The sequence below is a fragment of the Catellatospora sichuanensis genome (assembly GCF_007483665.1).
In the GTDB taxonomy this organism is placed as follows: Bacteria; Actinomycetota; Actinomycetes; order Mycobacteriales; family Micromonosporaceae; genus Catellatospora; species Catellatospora sichuanensis.
In genome coordinates, this window is sequence record NZ_ML660186.1 from 1 (window position 1) to 25,342 (window position 25,342).

The window sequence follows — 25,342 nt, forward strand, 5'->3', positions numbered from 1 at the left end:
TAGAGTTACGGCGGCCATGGCGGAGGGGAAACGCCCGGTAACATTCCGAACCCGGAAGCTAAGCCCTCCAGCGCCGATGGTACTGCAACGGGGACGTTGTGGGAGAGTAGGACGCCGCCGGACAAACATCGCAGTCAAGGCCCACCCCTCCGGGGTGGGCCTTGACGCGTATCCGGACACTATTCGGGCCCCTACCGGGGCCCTTTTTCATGCCCATTTCACGCCGGCGGTCTCCACGCCCGGCACCCTAGCCGATGCTGATCACCGGCGATGGACCTTCCGGACACCGGTTCGCGGTAATCATCGAGCCGCCGCCGACACAGAGCAGGGTGACAATCGCCATCGCAGTAAGGAGTTCGCATGGGCCCGCCGCTCAGCCGCGACGAAGGCTGGTTCACCAAGATCTACGACGACCACTATCAGCAGATCCTCCAGTACGGCCGCCGTCGGCTGGCCGACGCGGACATGCCCGCCGAGCTCGCGCAGGACGTGTTCGCCGTCGCGTGGCGTCGAAGGCAGGAGGTGCCGGACCGTTGCCTGCCCTGGTTGTACGGGGTGTCCCGACGGCTGCTGGCCAATCACTGGCGGGCCCGGCGGGCGGCGGGTCGGCAGGTGCCGATCGTCGAGGCCGACGTCCTGCGGGAACCGGGCTCGACCGCCGCCGACGCGACCGTGGGGGTGGCCGACGTGTGGGCCGCCATGCGTTCGCTCTCCGAACTCGACCAGGAGATCCTCCGGCTGATCGGCTGGGAGGAACTGACGGTCTCCGAGGCCGCGCAGGTGCTCGGCTGTAGCCGCACCACCGCGGCGGTGCGACTGCACCGTGCCCGTGGACGGCTCACCGCTGCCATGTCGGCCGCGCCCACCCCGCCCATGCCGCACCGCAAACTGGCCCGATCGTGAAAGGACCTGTGATGTTCGGAGAACAGCGGACCCGTACCCTCCTCGGCCCCGCCGACCCGGCACGCCGCACGCCGCCCGAACCGCCCCGGCTCTCGGCACGCGAGCTGATCGCCTGGGCCGAGTCGACCGCCGAGCCGCGCACCGCCCGCCGCGACGCCCGGCTGCCGCGGCGGATGGTCCTTGCTACCGGGGCGATCGTGGCGGCGGCCGGCGCCGGGGTGGTGATCGTGTCGGCGAATACGCCCATCGGTGTGGAGCCGGGTCCCGCCGATCCGTCCGGCGCGGTGCCGGGGCGGGTGCTCGTTCCCGTGGCGTACCGGCCGGGCACGGACGAGCCGGCGGGGCCTCGGCTGCGCGCCCTGGCCGGCGCCTTGGCCGACGCGCCGTACGAGAACAGTGCGGGCAGGTTCACCTATCACCACAAAAAGGTGTGGGGCGATCCGGTGATGACGTCGCCCGGCGGCCGGTTCGCCGTGGCCTTCTCCCGGGAGTCGAAAGTCTGGTGGACCCCCGGTGGAACGGGTCGGCAGCGCACCACCACGGGTGCGCCCGAATACCCGGACCAGGCATCGCGCGACTACTGGGCAGGCCGTCTGGAGATCGCCGCGAGCTCCGCGATCGACGACATCCCGTTGCCGCCGTTCGACCGGGCACTGCTGCCCGCGGACCGGCCGGGGTTGGCCGGACTGCTGAAGACCGGCCTGGGCGCCGGCGCCGTCAGCAGGGAGACCGGCAATACCTTCGGCCGGTACGCGGTCCCGCGGCGGACCCGCGCGGAGATCCTGCGCATCCTCGCCGATGTGCCGGGGTTCCGGTGGCGCGGCGAGGTGACCGACCGGGCCGGGCGCGACGGCGTGGCCGTCACCTTCGACGACCGCGAGCACAGCCAGCAGCACCTGCTGATCTTCCACCCCCGCACGGGTGAGCTGCTCGCCTCGGAGCTGCTGACCCTCGGCCCGCTGCGCATGAACGCCTACGAGCTGATCCTGGCGACCGATCGCACCGACCACCTGGGCTGATCCGGCCGTGCCGGGCCGCCTGCTCCGGGTGGCCCGGCAAAATGGCGAGCGCGATCGATCATGAAGTTATGGCCGCGACCCGCCGTCGAACCGTGCCATAAGTTCATGATCGACCCGAAGGGGTCAGGGGCGGGAGAGGGTGGTGGTGCGGATGGTGGTCATCAGGGGGGCGGCTTCGGCGGGGGTGCGGCTGGGGAAGAGGGCCAGGGCGATGCTGCCGTGGTCGGCCCAGCCGCAGACGGCCATCACGCCGTCGGGGCCGTCGGCGGAGCCGCACTTGAGGATGCCGCCCAGGTCGCCGGGCTCGTACTCCTTGAGGCCGGTGACGCCGCCGGTCTCGTCCTCCATGAGCTTCAGCACGGTGTCGAGTTCCCGCTCGGGGCTGAACATGGTGGTGGTGCCGCCGAACACCATGACGCTCTTCGCCGCGCCTTCGGCCGGGTCGGTGTAGATGCCCGTGGCGGTGGTGTCGAGTTCGATGTCGGCGGCCAGCGCGGTCAGCAGGTAGCCGGCGGTGTCCTTGGCGGCGGGGCTGTCGTCGCGGACCATCGCGCCGATCTTCTCGGGCATGGTGAGCTTGGCGTCGTTCTGCTGAGTGATCCGGATCAGCGTGGGGCCGAGGGTGAACGCGGCGGCCAATGCGCCGGCGCCGAGCACGGCCATCACGGTGAGGGTCCAGCGGCGGCGCTTGCTGTGCGGCGCGGGCTCGTCCTCGGGTTCCGTGGCGGGTCCGGGCATCATCCGCACGGCGGGACGGGCGTGCTGCGGTATCTCACCAGGTTCCGGCGTAGCCGAATCCTGGCGTACCTTCGCGTCCTGCTCTGACATGTGCCCACCTTCCGCCGACCCGCGGAGCCTAGCAAGCCGCAGCCTGCCAGCGGTGGACCCAAGCTCGCTTCGTAGACTTGGCGGGTGACCGAACTCAGCCAGCAGCCGCGCGAGCCGCGCGCCCCGTTGTCCTCCGAGCTTGCCGCCGCGTACCAGCCCGGCGAGGTAGAGCAGCGGCGGTACGAGTCGTGGGTAGCCGCCGGTCACTTCGACGCCGACGCGAAGAGCGACAAGCCGCCGTTCGCGATCGTGATCCCACCGCCGAACGTGACGGGTTCGCTGCACGTCGGCCACGCGCTGGATCACACCATTCAGGACGCGCTGATCCGCCGCAAGCGCATGCAGGGCTTCGAGGCGCTGTGGCTGCCCGGCATGGACCACGCCGGCATCGCCACCCAGAACGTGGTGGAGCGCAAGCTCGCCGCGGAGGGTCTGTCGCGTCACGACCTGGGCCGCGAGACGTTCGTCGAGCGGGTGTGGCAGTGGAAGGCCGAGTCCGGCGGTGCGATCCTCGGGCAGATGCGCCGCCTCGGCGACTCCGTCGACTGGTCGCGCGAGCGCTTCACCATGGACGAGGGCCTGTCGCGGGCCGTGCAGACCATCTTCAAGAAGCTGTACGACGACAACCTGATCTACCGCGCCGAGCGCATCATCAACTGGTGCCCGCGCTGCCTGACCGCGCTGAGCGACATCGAGGTGGAGCACAGCGACGACGAGGGCGAGCTGATCTCCATCCGGTACAGCGACGAGATCGTGGTCGCCACCACCCGGGCCGAGACGATGCTCGGCGACACCGCGGTGGCGGTGCACCCCGACGACGAGCGCTACAAGCACCTCATCGGCACCGAGGTGGAGCTGCCGCTGACCGGCCGGCGCATCCCGATCGTGGGCGACGCGCACGTCGACCCGGCGTTCGGCACCGGCTGCGTGAAGGTGACCCCGGCGCACGACCCGAACGACTTCGAGATCGGCCAGCGGCACAACCTGCCCTCCATCACGATGATGGACGAGCGGGCGATCATCACGGTGCACGGGCCGTTCCAGGGCCTGGACCGGTACGAGGCCCGCCCGGCCGTGGTCGCCGCGCTGCGCGAGCAGGGGCGGATCGTCGCCGAGAAGCGCCCTTACCTGCACGCGGTCGGGCACTGCTCGCGCTGCAAGACGACGGTCGAGCCGCGGCTGTCGCTGCAGTGGTTCGTCAACACCGGCCCGCTGGCCAAGGCCGCCGGGGACGCGGTGCGCGACGGCCGCACCCGGATCGAGCCGGCCGAGCTGTCCAAGCGCTACTTCGCCTGGGTCGACAACATGCACGACTGGTGCATCTCGCGCCAGCTGTGGTGGGGCCACCGCATCCCGGTCTGGTACGGCCCGGACGGCGAGGTCGTCTGCGTCGGCCCCGACGACGAGGTGCCGAGCGGCGAGGGCTGGCGCCAGGACGAGGACGTGCTCGACACCTGGTTCTCCTCGGCGCTGTGGCCGTTCTCGACGCTGGGCTGGCCGGAGCAGACCGCCGACCTGGCGAAGTTCTACCCGACCAGCGTGCTGGTGACCGGCTACGACATCCTGTTCTTCTGGGTCGCCCGGATGATGATGTTCGGCCTGTACGCCATGGACGGCAAGCAGCCGTTCGATGTCGTCGCACTGCACGGCATGGTGCGCGACCAGTACGGCAAGAAGATGAGCAAGTCGTTCGGCAACGTGGTCGACCCGCTGGACTGGATCGAGCGCTTCGGCGCGGACGCGACCCGGTTCACCCTGGCCCGCGGCGCGAACCCGGGCTCGGACGTGCCGGTCAGCGAGGAGTGGTGCCAGGGCTCGCGCAACTTCTGCAACAAGCTCTGGAACGCCACCCGGTTCGCGCTGATCAACGGCGCGCACACCGACGGCGACCTGCCCACCGAGCTGTCGACCATCGACCGCTGGATCCTGTCCCGGCTGCAGCACACCATCGCCGAGGTCGACGAGTACTTCGAGAACTACGAGTTCGCGAAGGTCTGCGACAGCCTGTTCCACTTCGCCTGGGACGACGTCTGCGACTGGTACGTGGAGCTGGCCAAGCCGGTGCTGACCGGTGACGACGCGGCCGCCGCCGAGCGCACCCGCCGGGTGCTGGGGCACGTGCTGGACCAGCTGCTGCGGCTGCTGCACCCGGTCATCCCGTTCGTCACCGACGAGCTGTGGTGCGCCCTGAACAAGGTCGAGGGCGACGCGTCGGTGATGGTGGCGGCGTGGCCCGCGGCGAACCCGGCGCTGATCGACGACGCGGCCGAGGCCGAGCTGGAGATGCTGCAGCGGGTGGTGACCGAGGTCCGCCGCTTCCGTGCCGACCAGGGCCTCAAGCCCGGTCAGCGGGTGGCCGCGGCGCTGGACGGGCTGGCCGCTGCGGGCATCGCCGCGCACGAGCCGCTGATGCGCTTCCTGGCCCGGCTGGACGTGCCCGCCGACGGCTTCACCGCCACCGGCACGGTCGCGGTCGCGGGCGGCGTGACGGTCTCCCTGGACACCCGGGGCAGCATCGACGTGGCCGCCGAGCGGGCCCGCCTGACCAAGGACCGGGCCGCCGCGGAGAAGGAGATCTCCCAGGCGACCGCGAAGCTGGGCAACGAAGGATTCCTGGCCAAGGCTCCGGAGCAGGTGGTGGCGAAACTGCGCGAGCGGCTCGCCACAGCCGAAGCCGACGTGACTCGCATCGACGCCGCGCTCGCGCAGCTAGGGTGACATTCGTGAGCTCTTCCGCTCAAGACGGGCAGGACATGTCCTACGCCGAGGTGGAGGCCGCGCTGGACCGGCGCGGCTTCACCCGGATGGTCTTCGACCTCGGCCGCATCGAGGAGCTGCTGGACGTGCTCGGCAGCCCGCAGCGGGCGTACCCGTCGATCCATCTGACCGGCACCAACGGCAAGACTTCGACCGCACGCATGATCGACAGCCTGCTGCGCACGCACGGGCTGCACACCGGGCGGTACACCAGCCCGCACCTGGAGACGGTGCGGGAGCGGATCAGCCTGGACGGGCAGCCGGTCGACGAGGAGCGCTTCGCCGCGGTGTACGCCGAGGTCGGCCCGCTGGCCGAGCTGATCGACGCGCGCAGCGACGAGCCGCTGACCTACTTCGACATGACCACCGCGCTGGCGTTCGCGACGTTCGCCGACGCCCCGGTGGACGTCGCCGTGGTCGAGGTCGGCCTGGGCGGCGCGGAGGACGCCACCAACGTGATCCAGGCCGGCGTCGCGGTGATCACGCCGATCGGGCTGGACCACACCGAGTGGCTCGGCGACACGGTCGCCGACATCGCGCTGGCCAAGTCGGGCATCGTGCACGAGGGGGCCACGCTGATCTGCGCGCTGCAGCCGGAAGAGGCGATGGAGCCGATCCTGGAGCGCTGCGCCGAGGTCGGCGCGACCGTCGCCCGCGAGGGCAGCGAGTTCGGCGTCATCGAGCGCAACCTGGCGCTGGGCGGTCAGGTGCTGACCCTGCAGGGCCTGGGCGGGGTGTACGACGAGATCTTCCTGCCGCTGCACGGCGCCCACCAGGCGCAGAACGCGGCGCTGGCGCTCGCCGCGGTCGAGGCGTTCCTGGGTGCGGGCAAGGACCGGCAGCTGGAGGTCGAGGTGGTCCGCGAGGGCTTCTCGTCCAGCTCCTCGCCGGGCCGGCTGGAGCGGGTCCGCAACGCGCCCACGGTGCTGGTCGACGCCGCGCACAACCCGCACGGCATGGCCGCGACCGTCGCCGCGCTGACCGAGGAGTTCTCCTTCCGCCGCCTGGTGGCCGTGGTCGGCATGCTCGGGGACAAGGACGCCGACGGGGTGCTGGAGCTTCTGGAGCCGGTCGTCGACGAGCTGGTCTGCACGCGCAACTCCTCGCCGCGGTCGCTGCCCGCCGAGGAGCTGGCGGAGATCGCGTACGAGATCTTCGGCGAGGACCGGGTGCACGTGCACCCGGAGATGCCCGATGCGATCGAGGCCGCGGTGACCCTGGCCGAGGCGGACATCGACGCGGGCATCAGCGGCGTGGGCGTGCTGATCACCGGTTCCGTGGTGACCGTCGCCGACGCTCGGAAGCTGTTCCAGCGATGACCGGCGCGGCGGGCGGGTCCTGGCGCCCGGTTCGGCCTGCGCCGTCCGGCTGGGCGCGGCGAGGAGCAGGCATGAGCGAGCGCCACGGGGAGCGGGCATGACCGAGCACAGCCACCCGGACGAGGCGGCGGCCGGCACCACGCCGGAAGGGCCGGCCGGGCACAAGCCGGGCGAGGCCCGTGAGCGTGATCTCCAGCTGAATCTGGGCGGCAAGCCCAGCGGCCTGCGCAACCCGTCCCGCGCCGTGCGCGGCCTGGGGGCGGGCACGCTGGTGCTGGAGGCGCTGGTGCTGTTGCTGGCGCTGATGCCGATCTGGGTGCTGCGCCCGCCGGGCGGCAGCATGGCGGCGGTGACCGTGGCGCTGGTGGCCGTGGTGGTGTCCGTGGCGCTGTCGGCGACCCTGCGCTACCCGTGGGGCTGGTGGCTGGTTTCGGTGTTCCAGGTCGCGCTGCTGCTGCTGGGCTTCCTGCACTGGGCGTTCGCCGTGGTGGGCGTCGTGTTCGGGCTCACCTGGGCGTACGTGCTCTACGTGCGCCGGACCGTCGCCCGCTAGCCGCGCGCCTTCCACTCGATGACCGCGATGCCGTGGCCGTCGGGGTCCTTGAACGAGGCGGCCCACAGTTCGAGGCGCTCGCCGTGGTTGACCACCCGGGGCGCGTAGGTGAACTTGACGCCGCGCACCTTCAGTTCCCGGTAGACCGCGTCGACGTCGCCGACCTCCAGGTTGAGGTGCACGTGACGGCGGTTCACCGGGGCCAGCTCCGGGGTCGTGCGCAGCACCAGCCGGGTGTCGCCGGAGGCGAGCACCAGGTTGCCCGGCCCGCCGTCGATCTCGTAGAAGCCGAGCAGGTCGTGGTAGAAGCCGCGGGAGCGGGTCAAGTCGGTGACCAGCAGCGTGATGCCCACGCCCTGGATCGACCCGGCCGAGGCGGGCCGGGCGTGCGGTGACGCGACGAGCAGGTCGTCGATGCCGGCGCCGGATGCGGGCGGCAGCGCCACGGGCCCGGTGAAGGTGTCGGAGATGGTGGGGGCGGTGGGTTCCGGCACGTCCGCGAAGTCGATCATGTCGATGGAGGTGAAGTCCGGCGATTCCGCGTCCATCGGCGTGCGGGGGCCGGGCACGTCGCCGGTGTACAGCTCACCCTCCAGCACGGCGACCTGCGCGGGATCTTCGCGTGGCGCCGGCGGGCGGCGGTGCGGACTCGGCTGGCGGCGGGGCAGCTGGTCGCTCACCGGCACCGCGTCGAGGTCGATCGGGTCGTCGTCGCGGAAGCCGGCGTAGGTGTCGTCTGATCCGTGGGGGTCCGCGCGGCCCGGGGTGTCGTCGTCGTGCTGGTCGTCGTAGTGCGGGTCGTCGAAGTGCGGATCGTCGTAGTCGTCGCCCGGATCGTGGTAGAACTCGTCGGCGCCGTGGTCGAACCCCTGCTCGTACCGCTCGCCGTGGGTGCCGATCTTCTCCCACTGGATCTTGATGCGCCGCGCGTCGGCGACGGCGACCAGAGCGGGCAGCGTGTCGCCCGCGTCGGGCCACTTCAGCACCGGCACCCGCGGGTCGTTCATGACCACGGTCTGGCCGGGATGGCCGGGCGCGTCCACCAGCACCTGCATCTCGCAGCGGCCGAACTCCGCGTTCAGCGGCGGTTCGGAAGCCTTCACCACGTGCACGGTGCCCACCACGTACGCCTTGTCGGCGCCGAGCATCGACGCGGTGGTCAGCAGAGCCACCCCGACGACGACCATCGCCGCGCCCACCGCGCCCAGCGGCCAGCTGCCGAGACCGGCGGACATCGAGATGACGAACAGTCCCAGTGCGCCGAGGCACACGGCGGTGGTCACCCGGCCGGGCCGGACCGGTTTGCGCCCTAACCGTGCCAACGCGTGCCTCCCCGAGCGCTGTGTGCACGACCACAGCGCGCCGCCTCCCCGCAACGCTGTGTCTTCAATCCATGACCTTAGGCGGGTCCGTCGATCGAGGAAAGTGCAGTTCGGTAGGCTGATGAGCCCACCTCGTATTGCCGCAGGTGGGGACATGTGTCGCCTTGAAGGAGGAAGTTCGTGGCGGAACGTTCGCTCGTGCTGATCAAGCCCGATGCGGTGCGCCGTGGCCTGGTCGGGGAGATCATCTCGCGGTTCGAGCGCAAGGGGCTCGCCGTCGACGCGCTCGTGCTGCGCACGATGGACGCCGAGCTGGCCGACGCGCACTACGCCGAGCACGTGGAGAAGGCGTTCTACCCCCCGCTCAAGGCCTTCATGACCGCCGGCCCGCTGGTGGCCGCGATCGTGTCGGGCGACGAGGCCATCGCGGTGATCCGCCTGCTGGTCGGCGCGACCGACGGCCGGGCCGCGGCCGCGGGCACCATCCGCGGCGATCTCTCCCTGTCGAACCGGGAGAACCTGGTGCACGCCTCCGACTCGGCCGAGTCCGCGGAGCGCGAGATCAAGCTCTGGTTCCCGGAACTGTCGTAGCCCGTCCCTACGGTGGCCGCCATGTCGGTAGCCACCTATTCGTACCCGGGGCCCTCCGCGTTGACCGCGGAGGGTCTCGCGTTGCAGACGTCCGGCGGGTGCGGCACGCACCCCCGGTTCTTCGACGGGTTCATGACCACCCCGCAGACCGTCGCGACGGGCCTGCTCGCCGTCGCCGAGGTCGCCCGCGCCCGCTATCACCAGCGCACCGACTGGGCCAGCCTCGACCCGGTGGTCACCGGCAGCGAGGACATGCTGCGGTTCGAGTCGTTCAGCGGCTGCTGCGGGGTGTACGCCCGGATGGACGTGCTGCCGTCCGGTCTGGACGGTGAGCGGCCCGAACACGGCACCACCAACGTGGACGTGAACGTGCCGCTGCAACTCGCCCTGGCCCGGGTCGGCGGCCTCGACCCGCTGCACCTGGCCGTCGGGCCCCAGGACCTGACGGTGTCCACCATGGACGGCACCGTGGTCGAGCGCAAGGTGCCGCTGCCCGGTCGCTGGCTGCGCGGGTTCGCCCAGGTGCACGCGGTCACCGCGGGCATGGAGCCGCGGGTGCGGATCAGCGCCGCCGCGGCCGCCGATTTCCTGCGCCGCCTGCCCAAGGGCCGTGACACGCTGTGGGTGGTGCCCGCCGGGCAGGGCCTGCGGCTGACCGCCCGGCCGGTGCCGGGAGCGGTCTGCCTGACCGGGACCGACCGGCTCGGCGCGCTGCGCGGAATGCTGCGCCACGCGGGCACCCTCACCGTGTACGGCCCGGCCGTGCGCCCCGGCAGCGCTCCCGTCGCCTCGGTGTGGGAGCTGGAGACCCCGACCCTGCGGCTGTCGCTGACCCTGTCGCCCGAGCCGTACCGCGGCTTCTCCGGCGAGGGCGCGGTGCTGTCCGCGCTGGCCTCCGACGACGCCGCCGACGCGGCGGACCACATCAGCGAGCTGCTCGCGCTCACGCCCACCCTCGACGCCGACGCGCTGGCCGTCGCCACCGGCCTGACCGCGGCGCAGGTCCGTTCCGGCCTGGCGCTGCTGGGCACGGCCGGGCGGGTCGGCTACGACGTCGCCGAGGCGACCTACTTCCACCGGGTGATGCCGTTCGGCACCGCGGCCGCGGAGAAGCTCAACCCCCGGCTGGCCGGGGCGCGGACGCTGCTGGAAGGCGGGGCCGTGACCGTGTCGGGCGAGGTCGCGTCGGTGCGCGGCGCCGAGGGCGGGTACCAGGTGCGGCTGGTCGACGGGGCACCGGCGGGATGCACCTGCCAGTGGTGGGCCAAGCACCGGGGCGACCGCGGACCCTGCCGCCACCAGCTCGCGGTGCGCATCGCGGTGACCTCGGGAGTGCCCGCGTGAACGCGACGGCGGGTGTGGAGGAACTGCGGCGGGCCGTGGAAGCGGGCGACGTCGCCGCCGTCGTGGGCTGGGTGCGCCGGGCCGACGAGAAGCAGCGCCGGGCGGCGTTCGCCGACGTGGCGGCCGCAGCCCGGCGGCAGCCCGAGGAGTGGCACGCCTGGCGGCGTCAGGCGCAGGCCCGGATCGTCGCGCTGGTGGGCTGCGCGTCCACCGCGAAGAAGGCCAGTGCCGCGCTGAACCGCAGCCAGATGCGGTGGACGCTGCGCGAGACGCACCCGGGCCCCGTGCTGGAGGCGCTGCGCGTGCGGCAGGTGCCATGGCTGGGCGAGTTCGCGCAGCTGATGGCCGACCGGCTGCCGGTCGACGGCGGGTGGGGCTGGTCCGGCCACTGGCGGCACGTGGACGCCCTGGTCCGGGAGAGCGGCTGCGCCGTGCCGACCGGCGAGGCCTTCGTGGCGGGTTGGATCGACGCGATGCGTGACGCGTCCGACCCCGACGCAGCGCTGCGGGACAGCCCGTACACGGCGGCGCTGATCCCGATGATGTTCACGCACGACGGACTCGGTCCGCGGCTGGATTATCTGTACGAGAACGACGCACGCGGCTTCATGCCCGCCCTGCTGCGGCTGGGCGCGGGCGACGCCGCCGTGCGCCGGCAGCTCGTCGAGGGCTGCCGGTCCCGGCTGCTGCGCGGGGGCAAGCCGAGCGCGCTGCGCGCGTACACCCGGATGCACGAGGCGCTGGCGGTGTCGGCGCACGAGGCGGCGGCCGGAGCCGGCGACTACGCGCGCCTGGTGGAGGCCGGCAACTCCACGGTCGCGGCCATGGCGCAGCGGGTGCTGCGCGGCGTGGACGAGGCCGGGCTGCTGGCCTGGGACACGCTGCGTGACGTCGCCGAGGTCGCGCTTGCCCGCCCGGAGAAGACCCTGGTCAAAGCGCAGACGACGTGGCTGCGGCAAGTGGCGCGGCGGCAGCCGGAGCACACGGCGGAGATCGCCACGCTGCTGTCGGGGTCGGCTTCGCCGGTGCCCGCGCCGGTGCCGGTCGCCCTGCCGGTTCCGGTTCCGGCGCCGCTGGGCCCGCCGCTGGGCAGCGTTGCGGAGCTGGCCGAGGAGCTCGCCGCGCTGCTGGCCGGGGACCGGTCGGTGCCGACCGTGGAGCGGGTGCTGGCCGGGATCGCCCACTGGCGGGTACACGACCAGGAGGCGCTGGCCAAGGTGGCGCGCCGGCAGGCCGACGACGGTATGGGCTGGTGGGGGCGTACCGCCGAGCAGATGCGGGAGGTGCTGCTCACCGCTGCCGTGGCGGGTGGACGGTCGGACCCGTGGCGCCAGCTCGCCGACCTGTTCCGCACCGACGGCGCGGTGCATGCCAAGGCGCTGCGGAAGTTGCGCGGCAACAGCAGCGGGCTGCATTTGGTGCTCGCGGCCCGGCTCGCGGAGATGTCGGTGCAGCTGAGCCGGCATCCGGTGCCCCTGCTCATGGCCACGCCGACGCACGCCAACGGCCGGCTGGAGCCGGTGGAGCTGCTGCGGCGGCTGGAGCGGGCCGAGCGCGACGGGTGGCAGCCGTGGGCGCTGGACTTCGAGCAGGCCCTGCTGCGGCTGCCTCGCGAGACCGACCCGCGGGTGGTCACCGCGGCGCTGCGGCTGCGCTCGCCCGCCGGTGCCGCCTTCGCCAGGTGGATCAGCGGGCCGGTGCCCGATCCCGTGTCGCTGCGGCGCGAGCAGCACGCCGACCGCAAGCCGTCGAGCCAATGCTGGGAGCACCAGCCCGCGGTACGGCGGGTGGTGGCGCTGAAGCCGCCGGAGCACGCGAGCCCGCTGGTCCAGGAGGTGATGACGATCGTCCGGTACGACCACCCGACGTGGGCGGCCGGGCACCTCGAGGAGCCGCAGCTCTGGGCGGCCGCGCTGCCGTCCCATCGGGAGGTGGTGGCCGCCTCGGCGCTGCCGATCCTCGCCGCGAACGCCGACCTGGACACGGAGGGCGGCGGCCTGCTGCTGGCCCATCTGGCGGAGTGCGGTGGCCCGGTGGGTCCGGCGGTCGCGCTGGCGCTGGCGTACGGCCTCGCGGCGCGCTCCGCCACCGACCGGATCGCCGCGGTCGACGGGCTGCTGGGCCTGGCCGCGACCGGGGACCTGGACACTGCTGCCGTCGGGCGGGAGCTGGGTGAGCTGGCCGCGGCGGGCGTGCTCAAGGTGAACCGTTTCGCGTCGGCGCTGGACGAGGCCGCGTCGGCCGGCGCGGTGGGTGAGGTCTGGCGGCTGGCGATGGCCGCGCTCCCGCCGCTGACGGCTCTGGACAAGGCGCGTCCCGGCACTGCCGACCTGATGTCGCTGGCGGTTCGGTGCGGCCGGTCTTCGGGCGCCACGCGGCTGCCGCCCGAGGTCGCCGCCCTCGCGGCGCGCGGGGGGTCGAGCCGCCTGGTCGGGCAGGCCCGTGAACTGCAGGCCCTGATCGCGGTGTGACCGCCGACCGGTGTTCGGCACGGTGCGCGGGCGGGTGGTACGCGCCGCGGTAGCCGACTGCGGTGCAGGTCGGACGTAGCGACAGTCAGAAAGGGCACCTTCTTCCACGCATGGCGTCAAGAAGGTGCCCTTTCTATGCCAAGGTCAGCCCTTGCCGTTGCTGACCGAGGTGTTGGTGAGCACGATCTCGGTGTCGGCGGCGACCTTGCTGCCAGCCTTCACCGACTGCTTGACGACCTTCCAGCTGACCAGCAGCGTCAGCTCCTTGCCATCGTCGCCGAGGAACTTCACGTTGGTGAAGCCGGCATCGGTCAGGATCTTCTCGGCGTCGGTGGCCTTCTTGCCGACCACGTTCGGCACCGCGATCAGCACCGGCCCGGGGGTCGGCGACGGCGACGGCGCGGCGGTCGGCGACGCGGCCGCGGTGGGGCTCGGGCTGGCGGCGGCGCTGGGGTCGGCGGCGCTGGGGCTGGCCGCCGGGGGCGCGACGGTGGCGGTGGCGGCCACGGACGGCGATGCCGCCGGGTCGACGTCCTTCTTCTGCCACCACTTCATGTACGCGAACCCGCCGCACAGCAGCAGGAGCAGGATCAGGAGCAGGAGCAGCAGCAGGAGCAGCCAGCGCTTGCGGCCGCCCTTGTCGTCGTCGTTGTCGTCCTTGCCCTTGTCGTCCGCGCCGTGCACCGGCTTGTAGTCGCCGCCCTTGTCATCGGCGGGCGGCGGGGTCGGGGAGGAGGTGTTCTCGTCGGGGTCTGACACGTCAGGTGCCTCTCGCTATCCGATGTGTACTCACGCAGCAGCACGTATGCAAACATCGGCCATGATGGCGGTCTGCGGACGTCCGGTCACCAGCCCGCCGGTCGCATCCCCGGCACCGAACGGTCAGCCCATCGACCCAGGCAGTGGCGGCGGGGCCGTGGGATTCTCGGGGCCCCTGCTCCGGGTCCTCAGCCCGCGGGATGAATCGATCACTGTCGGATTCCGGCGCTTCGCGCAGCAGACGTCGTACACGGCGCACCTCGCCGCGGTGCGCAAGGCGATGTGGAGCCGTACCGGAGCTGAGGTGGCACGCCAGGGGGATTGACATCGATCTTTGCCACTTGTGTAATGGATCGTGAACCCATCGTGATGATGGCGTCCGCGTGCTGTGACGCCGTCGTGCCCCGCACCCCCGCCTCCCGGAACGGAGGACCGTCGTGTTCGCCATCCCCCCGGTCGACTGCCCCCTCGCCTCGCGCATGTCGCCGTACGTGGCCCTCGCCGAACATGATCTGACCGGCTGGGCCCGCAAGTGCGGCCTGATCAGCGACGGCGACGGGCAGAGCTGGCTGGCCGGAGAGGCGTACGCCGGACACGCGGGCCGGATCTTCCCCGATGCGCCACCGGCCGACCTCGCCCTGCTCGCGATGATCTTCGCCTGGTTCTACCTGGTCGACGACGTCTGCGACGGCACGGCGCACCCCGAGCCGCCCCGCCTGCGCCGCTTCGTCACCGAGCTGCTGGCCCTGCTGCACGGCTCGGACTCGCCGACCGAGGTCTTCGCCGGGCCGCCGCGGCTGATGCTCACCGAGATCTGGGCCGCGCTGCGCGAGCGCATGCCGGACGCCTGGCAGAGCCGCTTCGTGGACGCGGTCGCGGTGCACCTCGACGGCGTGATCACCGAGGCGGAGAACAAGGCCGCGGGTCACCTGCCGGGCGTCGGCGAGTACGTCGAGCTGCGCCGGGCGGCGTCCGCGGCGGAGATCTCGCACCTGCTCACCGAGCTGGCCACCGGCACCCACCTGCCGGACGCGATCTACCACCACCCGGCGCTGCGCGAGGTCCGGCTGGCCGGAACGGACCTGCTGTCCTGGTTCAACGACCTCTACTCGCTGGACCGGGACATCGCCACCGCCGGCGGGCACAACCTGGTGCTGGCGATCTCCCACGAGCGCGAGCTGTCGATCGAGGCGGCGGTGCAGGAGGCGGTGGACATGTGGCAGCAGCGCATGGACGGTTTCGGCCCGCTGCGCGCCCGGGTGCCGTCGTTCGGCACCCAGTTCGACCCGGCGGTCCATGCCCACCTGGACGGGGTGGCCGGTTCGGTGCGGGGCACCCTGGACTGGACCGTGGTCAGTGGGCGCTACCGGGGCGACTCGCCGCAGACCCGGTAGGGCGACTCACCCGAAACCCGGTGGACGGTCGGCGCGGTGTCGGCGGTAACCTGGAGCGCACAGGCATCGACCCGGCCATCACCGGTGAGCCTCCGGAAGAACGGGCCGCACGGCCTCAGTAAAACCGGACGGGACGGCCCGTCACAGCCGACATGAGCGGTCCGCCGTGCACCTGCGGTGGGCAAGCGAGGTGGTACCGCGGGCCGACCGGCTCGTCCTCGCACTGTGAAACGACAGTGACGAGTGTGACGAGGAGCCCGCGATGGCCTATCCATTGCATGACGCGGCGGCCGACGGTGTGTCGGCCAGCCCGGACCTGCCCGCCCTGGAACGGCGCGTGCTCGACTACTGGGCCGCCGACAAGACCTTCGCGGCCAGCGTGGAGCAGCGCGACGCCGGGGCGAAGGGGTCGAACGAGTTCGTCTTCTACGACGGACCGCCGTTCGCCAACGGCCTGCCCCACTACGGCCACCTGCTGACCGGCTACGTCAAGGACGTGGTGCCGCGCTACCAGACCATGCGCGGGCGCCGGGTCGAGCGCCGGTTCGGCTGGGACACCCACGGCATGCCGGCCGAGGTCGAGGCGGAGAAGCAGCTCGGCATCACCACCAAGGCCGAGATCCTCGACATGGGCCTGGCCGAGTTCAACGAGGCCTGCCGCAGCTCCGTGCTGCGCTACACCAACGACTGGGAGCGCTACGTCACCCGGCAGGCCCGCTGGGTCGACTTCGCCAACGACTACAAGACCCTCGACCTGGACTACATGGAAAGCGTCATGTGGGCCTTCAAGACCCTGCACGACAAGGGCCTGGTGTACGAGGGCTTCCGGGTACTGGCGTACTGCTGGCGCTGCGAGACGCCGCTGTCCAACACCGAGACCCGGATGGACGACGTCTACAAGGACCGGCAGGACCCGACCCTGGCCGTCAAGTTCCAGCTGGACAGCGGCGAGAAGGTCGCGGTGTGGACGACCACGCCGTGGACCCTGCCGAGCAACCTGGCGCTGGCCGTCGGGCCGGACATCGACTACGCGGTGATGGAGAAGGACGGCGAGAAGCTGCTGCTGGGCGCGGCCCGGCTCGGCTACTACGCCAAGGAGCTGGAAGGCTACGAGCAGACCGGCACCGTCAAGGGCGCCGACCTGGTCGGCAAGCGGTACACGCCGCTGTTCCCGTACCTGCGCGAGCACGCGGGTGAGAACGCGTACCAGGTGCTCGGGGCGGACTTCGTGACGACCGAGGACGGCACCGGGGTGGTGCACCTCGCGCCGGCGTTCGGTGAGGACGACCAGAACACCTGCAACGCGGCGGGCATCCCGACCGTGGTGACCGTCGACGAGCGGGCGCGGTTCACCGCGCTGGTCCCGGCGTACGAGGGCCAGCAGGTCTTCGACACCAACAAGGCGATCATCCGCGAGCTCAAGGACCGCGGCGTGGTGCTGCGCCACGAGACCTACACGCACTCGTACCCGCACTGCTGGCGGTGCGACACCCCGCTGGTCTACAAGGCGGTGTCGAGCTGGTTCGTGAAGGTGACCGCGTTCCGTGACCGCATGGTGGAGCTGAACCAGCAGATCTCCTGGACCCCGGAGCACGTCAAGGACGGCTCGTTCGGCAAGTGGCTGAGCAACGCCCGGGACTGGTCGATCAGCCGCAACCGGTTCTGGGGCTCGCCGATCCCGGTGTGGGTCTCCGACGACCCGAACTACCCGCGCACCGACGTGTACGGCTCGCTGGCGCAGCTCGAAGAGGACTTCGGCGTGAAGGTCACCGACCTGCACCGGCCGTACGTCGACGAGCTGACCCGGCCGAACCCGGACGACCCGACGGGCAACTCGACCATGCGCCGGGTGCCGGAGGTGCTGGACTGCTGGTTCGAGTCCGGCTCGATGCCGTTCGCCCAGGTGCACTACCCGTTCGAGAACACCGAGTGGTTCGAGAACCACTACCCGGGCGACTTCATCGTCGAGTACATCGGACAGACGCGCGGCTGGTTCTACACCATGCACGTGCTGGCCACCGCGCTGTTCGACCGGCCGGCGTTCCGCAGCTGCGTGAGCCACGGCATCCTGCAGGGCAGCGACGGCCGCAAGATGTCCAAGAGCCTGCGCAACTACCCCGACGTCTACGAGATGTTCGACCGCTACGGCGCGGACGCGATGCGCTGGATGCTGATGAGCTCCCCGGTGCTGCGCGGCGGTGACATGGCCGTCAACGAGTCGGGCATCCGCGACTCGGTGCGCCAGGTGCTGCTGCCGCTGTGGAACGTGTACTACTTCTTCACGCTCTACGCCAACGCCGCCGGGCACACCGCCCGGCCCCGGACCGACTCCACGCACGTGCTGGACCGCTACGTGCTGGCCAAGACCCGGGAACTGGTGGAGACCACGACGGCCCAGCTCGACGCGTACGACCTCTCCGCGGCCTGCGCGGGGGTGCGGACCTATCTGGACGCGCTGACCAACTGGTACGTGCGCCGCAGCCGGGACCGCTTCTGGGCCGGCGACGCCGACGCCTTCGACACCCTCTACACGGTGCTGGAGACGGTGGCCCGGGTGGTCGCGCCGCTGGCCCCGCTGACCGCGGAGGAGATCTGGCGCGGGCTGACCGGCGAGCGCTCGGCGCACCTGGCCGACTGGCCGGACGCGGCGGTGCTGCCGGCCGACCACGACCTGGTCGCCACCATGGACCGGGTGCGGGAGGTCTGCTCGGCGGCGCTGTCGCTGCGCAAGGCCAAGGGTCTGCGGGTGCGGCTGCCGCTGTCGTCGCTGACCGTGGCGACCCCGGACGCCTCGGCGCTGCGCGGATTCGCGGAGCTGATCGCCGACGAGGTCAACGTGAAGTCGGTGGAGCTGAGCGACGACCTGACCGGCCACTGCGAGCAGGTGCTCACGGTGGTGCCGCGGGTGCTCGGCCCGCGCGTCGGCGGCTCGGTGCAGCAGGTCATCAAGGCGGTGAAGGCGGGGGAGTGGTCGCTGGTCGACGGTGCCCCGGTCGCGTCCGGGGTCACCCTGCAGGAGGGTGAGTACGAGCTGAAGCTGGTCGCGGCGGACGCGGAGCACTCGGCCCCGCTGCCGGGGGACGCAGGCGTCGTCGTGCTGGACACCGAGGTCACCCCGGCGCTGGAGGCCGAAGGCCTGGCCCGCGATGTGGTCCGGGTGGTGCAGCAGGCGCGCCGTGAGGCGGACCTGGCCATCACCGACCGGATCGCGCTGACCGTGCAGGCGTCGGACGAGGTGGCCGCCGCCGTGCGTACGCACCAGGCGTTCCTGGCGGCCGAGACGTTGGCCGACAGCGTGAGCTTCGGCGCGGTCGACGGCGGCTTCACCGGCGAGGCCGGCGACGGCGGCGACGTCACGGTGGCGGTCACCCGCAGCTGACCCGGCCCGACCGTCGGGATTCCATGATCGAGGCGCCGCCCGTGCCGGAAATGTCACAGGCGGCGCCTCGATCCGTCCAAGGCGCAAAGGTATGCCCAGCTCAAGGCTGCGACGCAGGCCGGTGGGCGGGCCGTGGAGTATCTCAGACTCCGGGCGCGTAGGCGATCGGTTGCGGGGGTATGGGCCCACTCAGGGGACTACGGTAAGTTCATCGCCCGGCTAGCTCATCACCTGTGGAGGCAGAAAGTGCCGGTGCTCTATACGGTCGGATTGTGGACGGTGGCGCCCGCGATCAAGCTGGGCTGGCGGCCCACGATCGAGGGCGCGGAGCACATCCCCGCCTCCGGTGGCGCGATCTTCGCGGGCAACCATCTCTCCGTCGCCGACGAGCTGTTCCTGGGCTCCGCGGTCGGCCGGCACATCTCCTTCTGGGCCAAGGAGGACTACTTCGTCGGCACCGGTCTGAGCGGCCTGTTCTTCCGCACGCTGATGGGCGGCCTGGGCGCGATCCCGGTGCACCGCTCCGGCGGCCGGGCCGCGCTGAGCGCGTTCGACGCGGCGATCCCGGTGCTCCAGGAGGGCGGCCTGGTCGCCGTCTACCCCGAGGGCACCCGGTCGCCGGACGGCCGGCTCTACCGCGGCCGGACCGGGGCGGCGCGGCTCGCGCTCGCCGCGGACGTGCCGATCATCCCGGTCGGCATGATCGGCACCGAGAAGGTGCAGCCGATCGGCCAGGCCCTGCCGTCGCTGAAGCCCGGCCAGGTCACGGTGAAGTTCGGCAAGCCGATCGAGGTCGGCGCGTGGCGCGACGCCGAGTCCGCCAGCACCGCCGCGCGCGAGATCACCGACACGGTGATGATGGCCATCCAGCAGCTCACCGGGCAGGAGTACGTGTCCCGGTACGCTCCGAAGCGAAGCCCCTCGGAGGCGGAGTAGACACGCAGCCGGCAACCGGACATCGGGTTCACAATCGCCCGAGGTCCGGCCTTCGCGTGCGACCGCGTACCCTTGTTACCCATGCGTGGCGAGTCGGTCTTTCCCCAGCTTGAGCAGTTGCTGCCTTTGGTCAGCAAGCCCATCCAGTACGTCGGTGGTGAGCTGGGTGCCGTGGTCAAACCGTGGGAGTCGGCCACGGTCCGCTGGGTGCTGTCGTATCCGGACGCGTACGAGGTGGGCCTGCCCAACCAGGGCGTGCAGATCCTGTACGAGGTGCTCAACGAGCGCGAGGACGTGCTCGCCGAGCGCACCTACGCGGTCTGGCCGGACCTCGAGAAGCTGATGCGGGAGCGTGACGTCCCGCAGTTCACCGTCGACTCGCACCGTGCGGTCGGCGACTTCGACCTGTTCGGCCTGTCCTTCTCGACCGAACTCGGCTACACCAACATGCTCACCGAGCTGAGCCTGGCGAAGATCCCGCTGCTGGCCGCCGACCGTGACGAATCGCACCCGATCGTGGTCGCGGGCGGGCACGCGGCGTTCAACCCGGAGCCGATCGCCGACTTCGTCGACGCCGCCGTGCTCGGCGACGGCGAGGAGGCGGTGCTCGAGATCACCGACATCGTCGCCGCGTGGAAGCGCGAGGGCAGCCCCGGCGGCCGGGACGAGATCCTGCTGCGCCTGGCCAAGACCGAGTCGGTCTACGTGCCGCGCTTCTACGACGTGGACTACCTGCCCGACGGCCGGATCCAGCGCGTGGTGCCGAACCGCCCGGGCGTGCCGTTCCGGGTGCACAAGCGCACCACCATGGACCTCGACGCGTGGCCGTACCCGAAGAAGCCGCTGGTGCCGCTGGCCGAGACGGTGCACGAGCGCTTCGCCGTGGAGATCTTCCGGGGTTGCACCCGGGGCTGCCGCTTCTGCCAGGCCGGCATGATCACCCGCCCGGTGCGCGAGCGCTCCATCACCACCGTGGCGCAGATGGTGCACGACGGGCTGGAGTTCTCCGGCTTCACCGAGGTCGGCCTCCTGTCGCTGTCCAGCGCCGACCACTCCGAGATCGGCGACATCTGTTCCGGGCTGGCCGACCAGTACGAGGGCACCAACGTCTCGCTGTCGCTGCCCAGCACCCGGGTGGACGCGTTCAACATCGACCTGGCGCAGGAGCTGGCCCGCAACGGCCGCCGCACCGGTCTGACCTTCGCTCCCGAGGGCGGGTCGGAGCGCATCCGCAAGGTGATCAACAAGATGGTGACGGAGGAGGACCTCATCCGCACCGTCACCACCGCGTACTCCAACGGCTGGCGGCAGGTGAAGCTGTACTTCATGTGCGGACTGCCCACCGAGACCGACGAGGACGTGCTGCAGATCGCGCGGCTGGCGCACAACGTCATCAAGTCGGGCCGTCAGGCGACCGGCAGCAAGGACATCCGCTGCACCGTGTCCATCGGCGGGTTCGTGCCCAAGCCGCACACCCCGTTCCAGTGGGCTCCGATGGAGCGCCCCGAGGTGATCGACGCGCGGCTCAAGGCGCTCAAGAACGAGATCAACTCGGACCGCTCGCTGGGCCGGGCCATCGGCTTCCGCTACCACGACGGCGAGCCGTCGCTGATCGAGGGCCTGCTGGCGCGCGGTGACCGCCGCGTCGGCGCGGTCATCCGCAAGGTGTGGGAGAACGGCCAGCGCTTCGACGGCTGGAGCGAGCACTTCTCGTACCGCCGCTGGGTCGACGCCTGCGCCGAGGTGCTGCCGGGCCTGGGCGTGGACCTGGAGTGGTTCACCACCCGCGAGCGCGAGCAGTCCGAGGTGCTGCCCTGGGACCACCTGGACTCGGGGCTGGACAAGGACTGGCTCTGGCAGGACTGGCAGGACGCGCTCACCGAGTACGAGCAGGACGACTGCCGCTGGACGCCGTGCTTCGACTGCGGCGTGTGCCCGTCGATGGACACCAGCATCCAGATCGGGCCGACCGGCCACAAGCTGCTGCCCATCACGCCGGTCAACACCGGCCTGCGCGTGCCCGCGGGGGCCTGACGTGGGACGCACCAAGAACCAGCCCACGGGCGGCCAGGCCCCCGTCGTGCAGCGCATCCGGCTGCGTTACACCAAGCGCGGGCCGCTGCGTTTCACCTCGCACCGCGACTTCGCCCGCGCCGTCGAGCGGGCGATCCACCGGGCGGGCATCCCGATCGCCTTCTCGCAGGGCTTCACCCCGCACCCGAAGATCTCCTTCGCCAGCGCGGCGCCCACCGGGGTGGCCTCCGAGGCGGAGTACCTGGAGATCGGCCTGCGGGAGCGGGTCGATCCGGCGGACCTGTGCAAGGCGCTGGACGCGGCGCTGTCGCCCGGCCTCGACGTGATCGAGGCCGTGGAGGCCGTCGCGCCGGGCAGCCTGGCCGACCGGATCACCGCCTCGCTGTGGCGTATCGAGCTGCCCGGGGTGAGCGACGAGCAGCTCGCCGCCGCGGTGGCCGCCTTCGTCGCGCAGAGTGAGGTGCTGGTCGAGCGCCTCACCAAACAGGGCCGGCGCACCTTCGACACCAGGGACGCCGTGGTGTCGATCGGGGCCGTCTCGTCACAGACCTCACCACCTGGCGTGGTCGTGACCGCTCCGTGTGCGATACTCGACCTTGTCGTGCGGCAGGTCACTCCCTCCGTACGGCCCGATGACGTCCTGTCCGGCCTGCGCGTGGTTGCGGACCTGGAGCCGTCGGCGCCCCATTCACTGAAAAGTGCCAGGGCGACCCGGCTGGCACAGGGCACGCTGACCCCCCAGGGGGAGATCGTGGATCCGCTCGACGCGGATCGCGAGCCCGTCGCCATCGGCGAGCGTTGACCCGACCGGTCACCGCTCTCGGCAGACTTCGGCGGATGCCCGTCCGAGCGCCTCGACAGGCGCTTGGACGGGCGACCCCGGCGGCAAACACCGGTGTGCTCCTGAGTGGCTGCGTTGTTACGCGCCCGGGACCGCCAGAACTGGAGAACAGTCCGGATGCTCGACCACGAGCCCGCAGATCGGCACGAGAATGCCGACAACGTTTCGCAGAACGCGCCGAGCGCGGCCTCGGCTGACCAGCCGGGTGCCGTGACCGGCGACGTCACCGGCGGCGACGCCGCCACGGGCGCGCCTGCGACGCCCGAACCCACGCCTGCGACGCCTGAGCCCGCGATGGCCCAGCCTGCGGCGCCGGAAGCGGCCCCCGACACGGCGGCCGCCGAGGGCGCGCCCGCTCGGCGGCGCACCCGCAAGCGCGCTGTCGCGACTGCGGCCCCCGAGGCCGCCGAGGCCGGTGAGGAGACCTCCGCGGAGGCCGCGCCGCCCAAGAAGGCGACCCGGCGCCGGAAGAAAGCCGCAGAGCCGGACATCTCCGGCGAGTCTGGTGCAGAAGACGTAATCGAGCCCGTACTCCCGGCTGTCGCCGAGCTCGCACCGGCCGCCGTGGCCGAGGCGCTCGCCGAGGAAGCCGAAGAGGACGAGGAGGCGGCCGAAGCCGCCGCCGCGGCCGCCGAGCAGGTGGGCGGAGCCCCGCGCCGACTGGCGCCGTCCGTGCTGTTCATGGCCCCCGAGGCGACCGCCACGCCGGTGCGCCCCGCGGTCGTCGCGCGCCCCGCCGAGGAGCCCGTGGAGGTGGCGGAGCCGGCCGAGACCGGCCGCCGCCGCAAGCGCCGCCGCGGCCGGGACGAGGAGGAGGCCGTCGTCGAGGCGGAGGCCGCCGAGCCGGCCGTCGTCGACGAGGAGCAGGACGAGGACGAGAGCGAGGAGAACGGCCGCGCCCGCCGCCGTCGGGGCCGTCGCGGCCGCGGCCGGGGCAAGGGCGGCGCGGACGACAACGGCGACGAGGAGCAGCCCGAGGCCGTCGAGGCCGACGAGGAGGAGGCGACCGACGAAGACGGTGAGCCGCTGACCCGCCGTCGCCGTCGCCGTCGCCGCAAGGGTGCCGGGGACGAGGGCGCCGAGGCCGAGGACGGCGTGCACACCGTCGTCCGCATCCGCGAGCCGCGCGCCGTCAGCGACGAGGTGCAGGGCGTCTCCGGATCGACCCGGCTCGAGGCCAAGCGCCAGCGCCGCCGGGACGGCCGCGAGCAGCGCCGCACCCGTCCGCCGATCCTGACCGAGTCCGAGTTCCTGGCCCGCCGCGAGGCGGTGGACCGGGTCATGGTGATCCGCGAGAACCCGGACCGTACGCAGATCGCGGTCATGGAGGACGGCGTGCTCGTCGAGCACTACGTCACCCGCGCCGCCACCGCCACCATGGTCGGCAACGTGTACCTGGGCAAGGTGCAGAACGTGCTGCCGAGCATGGAGGCCGCCTTCGTCGACCTGGGCCGGGGCCGCAACGCGGTGCTGTACGCCGGTGAGGTCAACTGGGACGCGGCCGGGCTGGAGGGGCGTGCGCGCTCCATCGAGCAGGCGCTGAAGTCCGGCGACTCCGTGCTGGTGCAGGTGACCAAGGACCCGATCGGGCACAAGGGCGCGCGGCTGTCCAGCCATGTCGCGCTGTCCGGCCGGCACCTGGTGTACGTGCCCAACGGCAACGCCTCCGGCATCAGCCGCAAGCTGTCGGACGTCGAACGCAAGCGGCTGCGGGACATCCTCAAGAAGCTGGTCCCCGAGGGCGCGGGCGTGATCGTGCGCACCGCCGCCGAGGGCGCCTCCGAGGAGGACCTCGAGCGCGACGTGCTGCGGCTGCAGTCGCAGTGGGAGGACATCCAGGCCAAGGCGTCCGAGGGCGGCGCGCCCGCGCTGCTCTACGGCGAGCCCGACCTGGTCGTCCGGGTGGTCCGCGACCTGTTCAACGAGGACTTCAAGGAACTCGTGGTGCAGGGCGACAACGCCTACGACACCGTGCAGAGCTACCTCGGGCACGTGTCGCCCGACCTGGTGGACCGGGTGCACCGGCACACCGGCGTCTCGGACGTGTTCGCGACGTACCGCATCGACGAGCAGATCCTCAAGGGCCTGGACCGCAAGGTGTTCCTGCCCTCGGGCGGCCACCTGGTGTTCGACCGCACCGAGGCGATGACCGTCGTCGACGTCAACACCGGCAAGTACACCGGTGTCGGCGGCAACCTCGAGGAGACGGTCACCCGCAACAACCTGGAGGCGGCCGAGGAGATCGTGCGCCAGCTGCGGCTGCGCGACCTCGGCGGCATCGTGGTGATCGACTTCATCGACATGGTGCTGGAGAGCAACCGTGAGCTGGTGCTGCGCCGGCTGACCGAGTGCCTGGGCCGGGACCGGACCAAGCACCAGGTCACCGAGATCACCTCGCTGGGCCTGGTCCAGATGACGCGCAAGCGCATCGGGGCGGGCCTGCTGGAGGCGTTCAGCGAGCCGTGCGAGCACTGCAAGGGCCGCGGGGTCATCATCCACACCGAGCCCGTCTCCGAGCGCCGCGCGCCGGTGCAGGCCGCACCGCCGGTGCAGCTCCCACCCGTGCAGGTCAAGCAGGCCGCCGCGGCTCCGCCCGCGCCGAAGCAGCAGAAGGCCGCGGAGCCGGCGTACTTCGACACCGAGGGTTACGACCTGTCGCGGTACGAGTCGGCGGCGGCGGCAGCCGAGGACGACGACGAGGAGCCGGGCGAGGAGCCCGGTGACGACACGGGCGACACGCCGACCAGGCGGCGCACCCGCCGCGGCGGTCGGCGGCGCACCCGCCCGTAGACCGACGGAGATCGCTCGCGACGGATGTGTCGGCGGGGGACTTGCGTAAGCTGCCCGGGGTATGTGTTCCGCATCCCCGGGCAGTACGCTGCCCAGACCCCT

The 25,342-nt window shown here is 71.8% G+C and carries 17 protein-coding genes and 1 rRNA gene; 15 read left to right on the top strand and 3 right to left on the bottom strand.

Translation table 11 applies throughout. The features are described from left to right. The first annotated feature begins 6 nt into the window (after window positions 1–6). From rrf to FLL47_RS05700, 3 genes are all read left to right on the top strand, one after another. Window positions 7–123: ribosomal RNA gene (rrf, locus tag FLL47_RS05690) — 5S ribosomal RNA — on the top strand. A gap of 237 nt (window positions 124–360) precedes the next feature. Continuing rightward, window positions 361–903: an RNA polymerase sigma factor gene (locus FLL47_RS05695; protein ID WP_144119389.1), complete on the top strand. Its 543-nt coding sequence runs from the start codon at window positions 361–363 to the stop codon at window positions 901–903. Window positions 904–914: 11 nt separating this feature from the next. After that, the gene (locus FLL47_RS05700; RefSeq protein WP_144119390.1) at window positions 915–1,922 is read left to right on the top strand and encodes a CU044_5270 family protein; all 1,008 of its coding nucleotides are present in this window, start codon (window positions 915–917) and stop codon (window positions 1,920–1,922) included. Between the two features lie 123 nt (window positions 1,923–2,045). Here the strand turns inward: FLL47_RS05700 and FLL47_RS05705 are convergent, their stop codons facing one another. Continuing rightward, window positions 2,046–2,750: a hypothetical protein gene (locus FLL47_RS05705; protein WP_144119391.1), complete on the bottom strand. Its 705-nt coding sequence runs from the start codon at window positions 2,748–2,750 to the stop codon at window positions 2,046–2,048. A gap of 126 nt (window positions 2,751–2,876) precedes the next feature. Between FLL47_RS05705 and FLL47_RS05710 the strand changes: the two genes are divergently transcribed. The 3 genes from FLL47_RS05710 (at window position 2,877) to FLL47_RS05720 (ending at window position 7,379) form a co-directional block, all read left to right on the top strand. Further along, the gene (locus FLL47_RS05710; protein ID WP_144119641.1) at window positions 2,877–5,468 is read left to right on the top strand and encodes a valine--tRNA ligase; all 2,592 of its coding nucleotides are present in this window, start codon (window positions 2,877–2,879) and stop codon (window positions 5,466–5,468) included. A gap of 35 nt (window positions 5,469–5,503) precedes the next feature. Further along, window positions 5,504–6,826: a bifunctional folylpolyglutamate synthase/dihydrofolate synthase gene (locus tag FLL47_RS05715; protein WP_144119642.1), complete on the top strand. Its 1,323-nt coding sequence runs from the start codon at window positions 5,504–5,506 to the stop codon at window positions 6,824–6,826. Between the two features lie 97 nt (window positions 6,827–6,923). Next, window positions 6,924–7,379: a DUF4233 domain-containing protein gene (locus tag FLL47_RS05720; protein ID WP_144119392.1), complete on the top strand. Its 456-nt coding sequence runs from the start codon at window positions 6,924–6,926 to the stop codon at window positions 7,377–7,379. On the opposite strand, the gene FLL47_RS05725 is transcribed toward FLL47_RS05720, so the two are convergent. Beyond that, window positions 7,376–8,701 (bottom strand): VOC family protein, encoded by a 1,326-nt coding sequence (locus FLL47_RS05725; protein WP_144119393.1) that lies wholly within the window; start codon window positions 8,699–8,701, stop codon window positions 7,376–7,378. The two genes, FLL47_RS05720 and FLL47_RS05725, sit on opposite strands and share 4 nt — an antisense overlap. Window positions 8,702–8,881: 180 nt before the next feature. On the opposite strand from FLL47_RS05725, the gene ndk reads away from it, so the two are divergent. Genes ndk through FLL47_RS42710 form a run of 3 tightly spaced genes read left to right on the top strand, consistent with a single transcriptional unit; the run spans window position 8,882 to window position 13,107 of the window. Further along, window positions 8,882–9,292: a nucleoside-diphosphate kinase gene (gene ndk, locus FLL47_RS05730; protein ID WP_144119394.1), complete on the top strand. Its 411-nt coding sequence runs from the start codon at window positions 8,882–8,884 to the stop codon at window positions 9,290–9,292. Between the two features lie 21 nt (window positions 9,293–9,313). Beyond that, window positions 9,314–10,636, top strand: coding sequence for an SWIM zinc finger family protein (locus tag FLL47_RS05735; protein ID WP_144119395.1), 1,323 nt, complete (start codon window positions 9,314–9,316; stop codon window positions 10,634–10,636). Further along, window positions 10,633–13,107, top strand: a complete 2,475-nt coding sequence (locus FLL47_RS42710) for a DUF7824 domain-containing protein (RefSeq protein WP_186315578.1) — start codon at window positions 10,633–10,635, stop codon at window positions 13,105–13,107. Before FLL47_RS05735 ends, FLL47_RS42710 begins: the two co-directional genes overlap by 4 nt. Window positions 13,108–13,251: 144 nt before the next feature. On the opposite strand, the gene FLL47_RS05745 is transcribed toward FLL47_RS42710, so the two are convergent. Then, window positions 13,252–13,866 (bottom strand): PASTA domain-containing protein, encoded by a 615-nt coding sequence (locus tag FLL47_RS05745; protein ID WP_144119396.1) that lies wholly within the window; start codon window positions 13,864–13,866, stop codon window positions 13,252–13,254. Between the two features lie 437 nt (window positions 13,867–14,303). Between FLL47_RS05745 and FLL47_RS05750 the strand changes: the two genes are divergently transcribed. From FLL47_RS05750 to FLL47_RS05775, 6 genes are all read left to right on the top strand, one after another. Continuing rightward, window positions 14,304–15,260 carry a terpene synthase family protein gene (locus tag FLL47_RS05750; RefSeq protein ID WP_144119397.1) on the top strand — a complete coding sequence of 319 codons (957 nt, stop codon included), beginning with the start codon at window positions 14,304–14,306 and terminating at the stop codon, window positions 15,258–15,260. A 262-nt stretch (window positions 15,261–15,522) separates the two neighbouring features. Further along, window positions 15,523–18,639: an isoleucine--tRNA ligase gene (gene ileS, locus FLL47_RS05755; protein ID WP_144119398.1), complete on the top strand. Its 3,117-nt coding sequence runs from the start codon at window positions 15,523–15,525 to the stop codon at window positions 18,637–18,639. 246 nt (window positions 18,640–18,885) lie between these two features. Further along, the gene (locus FLL47_RS05760; protein WP_144119399.1) at window positions 18,886–19,575 is read left to right on the top strand and encodes a lysophospholipid acyltransferase family protein; all 690 of its coding nucleotides are present in this window, start codon (window positions 18,886–18,888) and stop codon (window positions 19,573–19,575) included. 81 nt (window positions 19,576–19,656) lie between these two features. After that, entirely contained in the window at window positions 19,657–21,609 is a 1,953-nt protein-coding gene (locus FLL47_RS05765; protein WP_144119400.1) for a TIGR03960 family B12-binding radical SAM protein, read from the top strand. A 46-nt stretch (window positions 21,610–21,655) separates the two neighbouring features. After that, window positions 21,656–22,411: a TIGR03936 family radical SAM-associated protein gene (locus tag FLL47_RS05770; RefSeq protein WP_144119643.1), complete on the top strand. Its 756-nt coding sequence runs from the start codon at window positions 21,656–21,658 to the stop codon at window positions 22,409–22,411. 156 nt (window positions 22,412–22,567) lie between these two features. Further along, window positions 22,568–25,240: an Rne/Rng family ribonuclease gene (locus FLL47_RS05775; protein ID WP_144119401.1), complete on the top strand. Its 2,673-nt coding sequence runs from the start codon at window positions 22,568–22,570 to the stop codon at window positions 25,238–25,240. Window positions 25,241–25,342 lie beyond the last annotated feature (102 nt).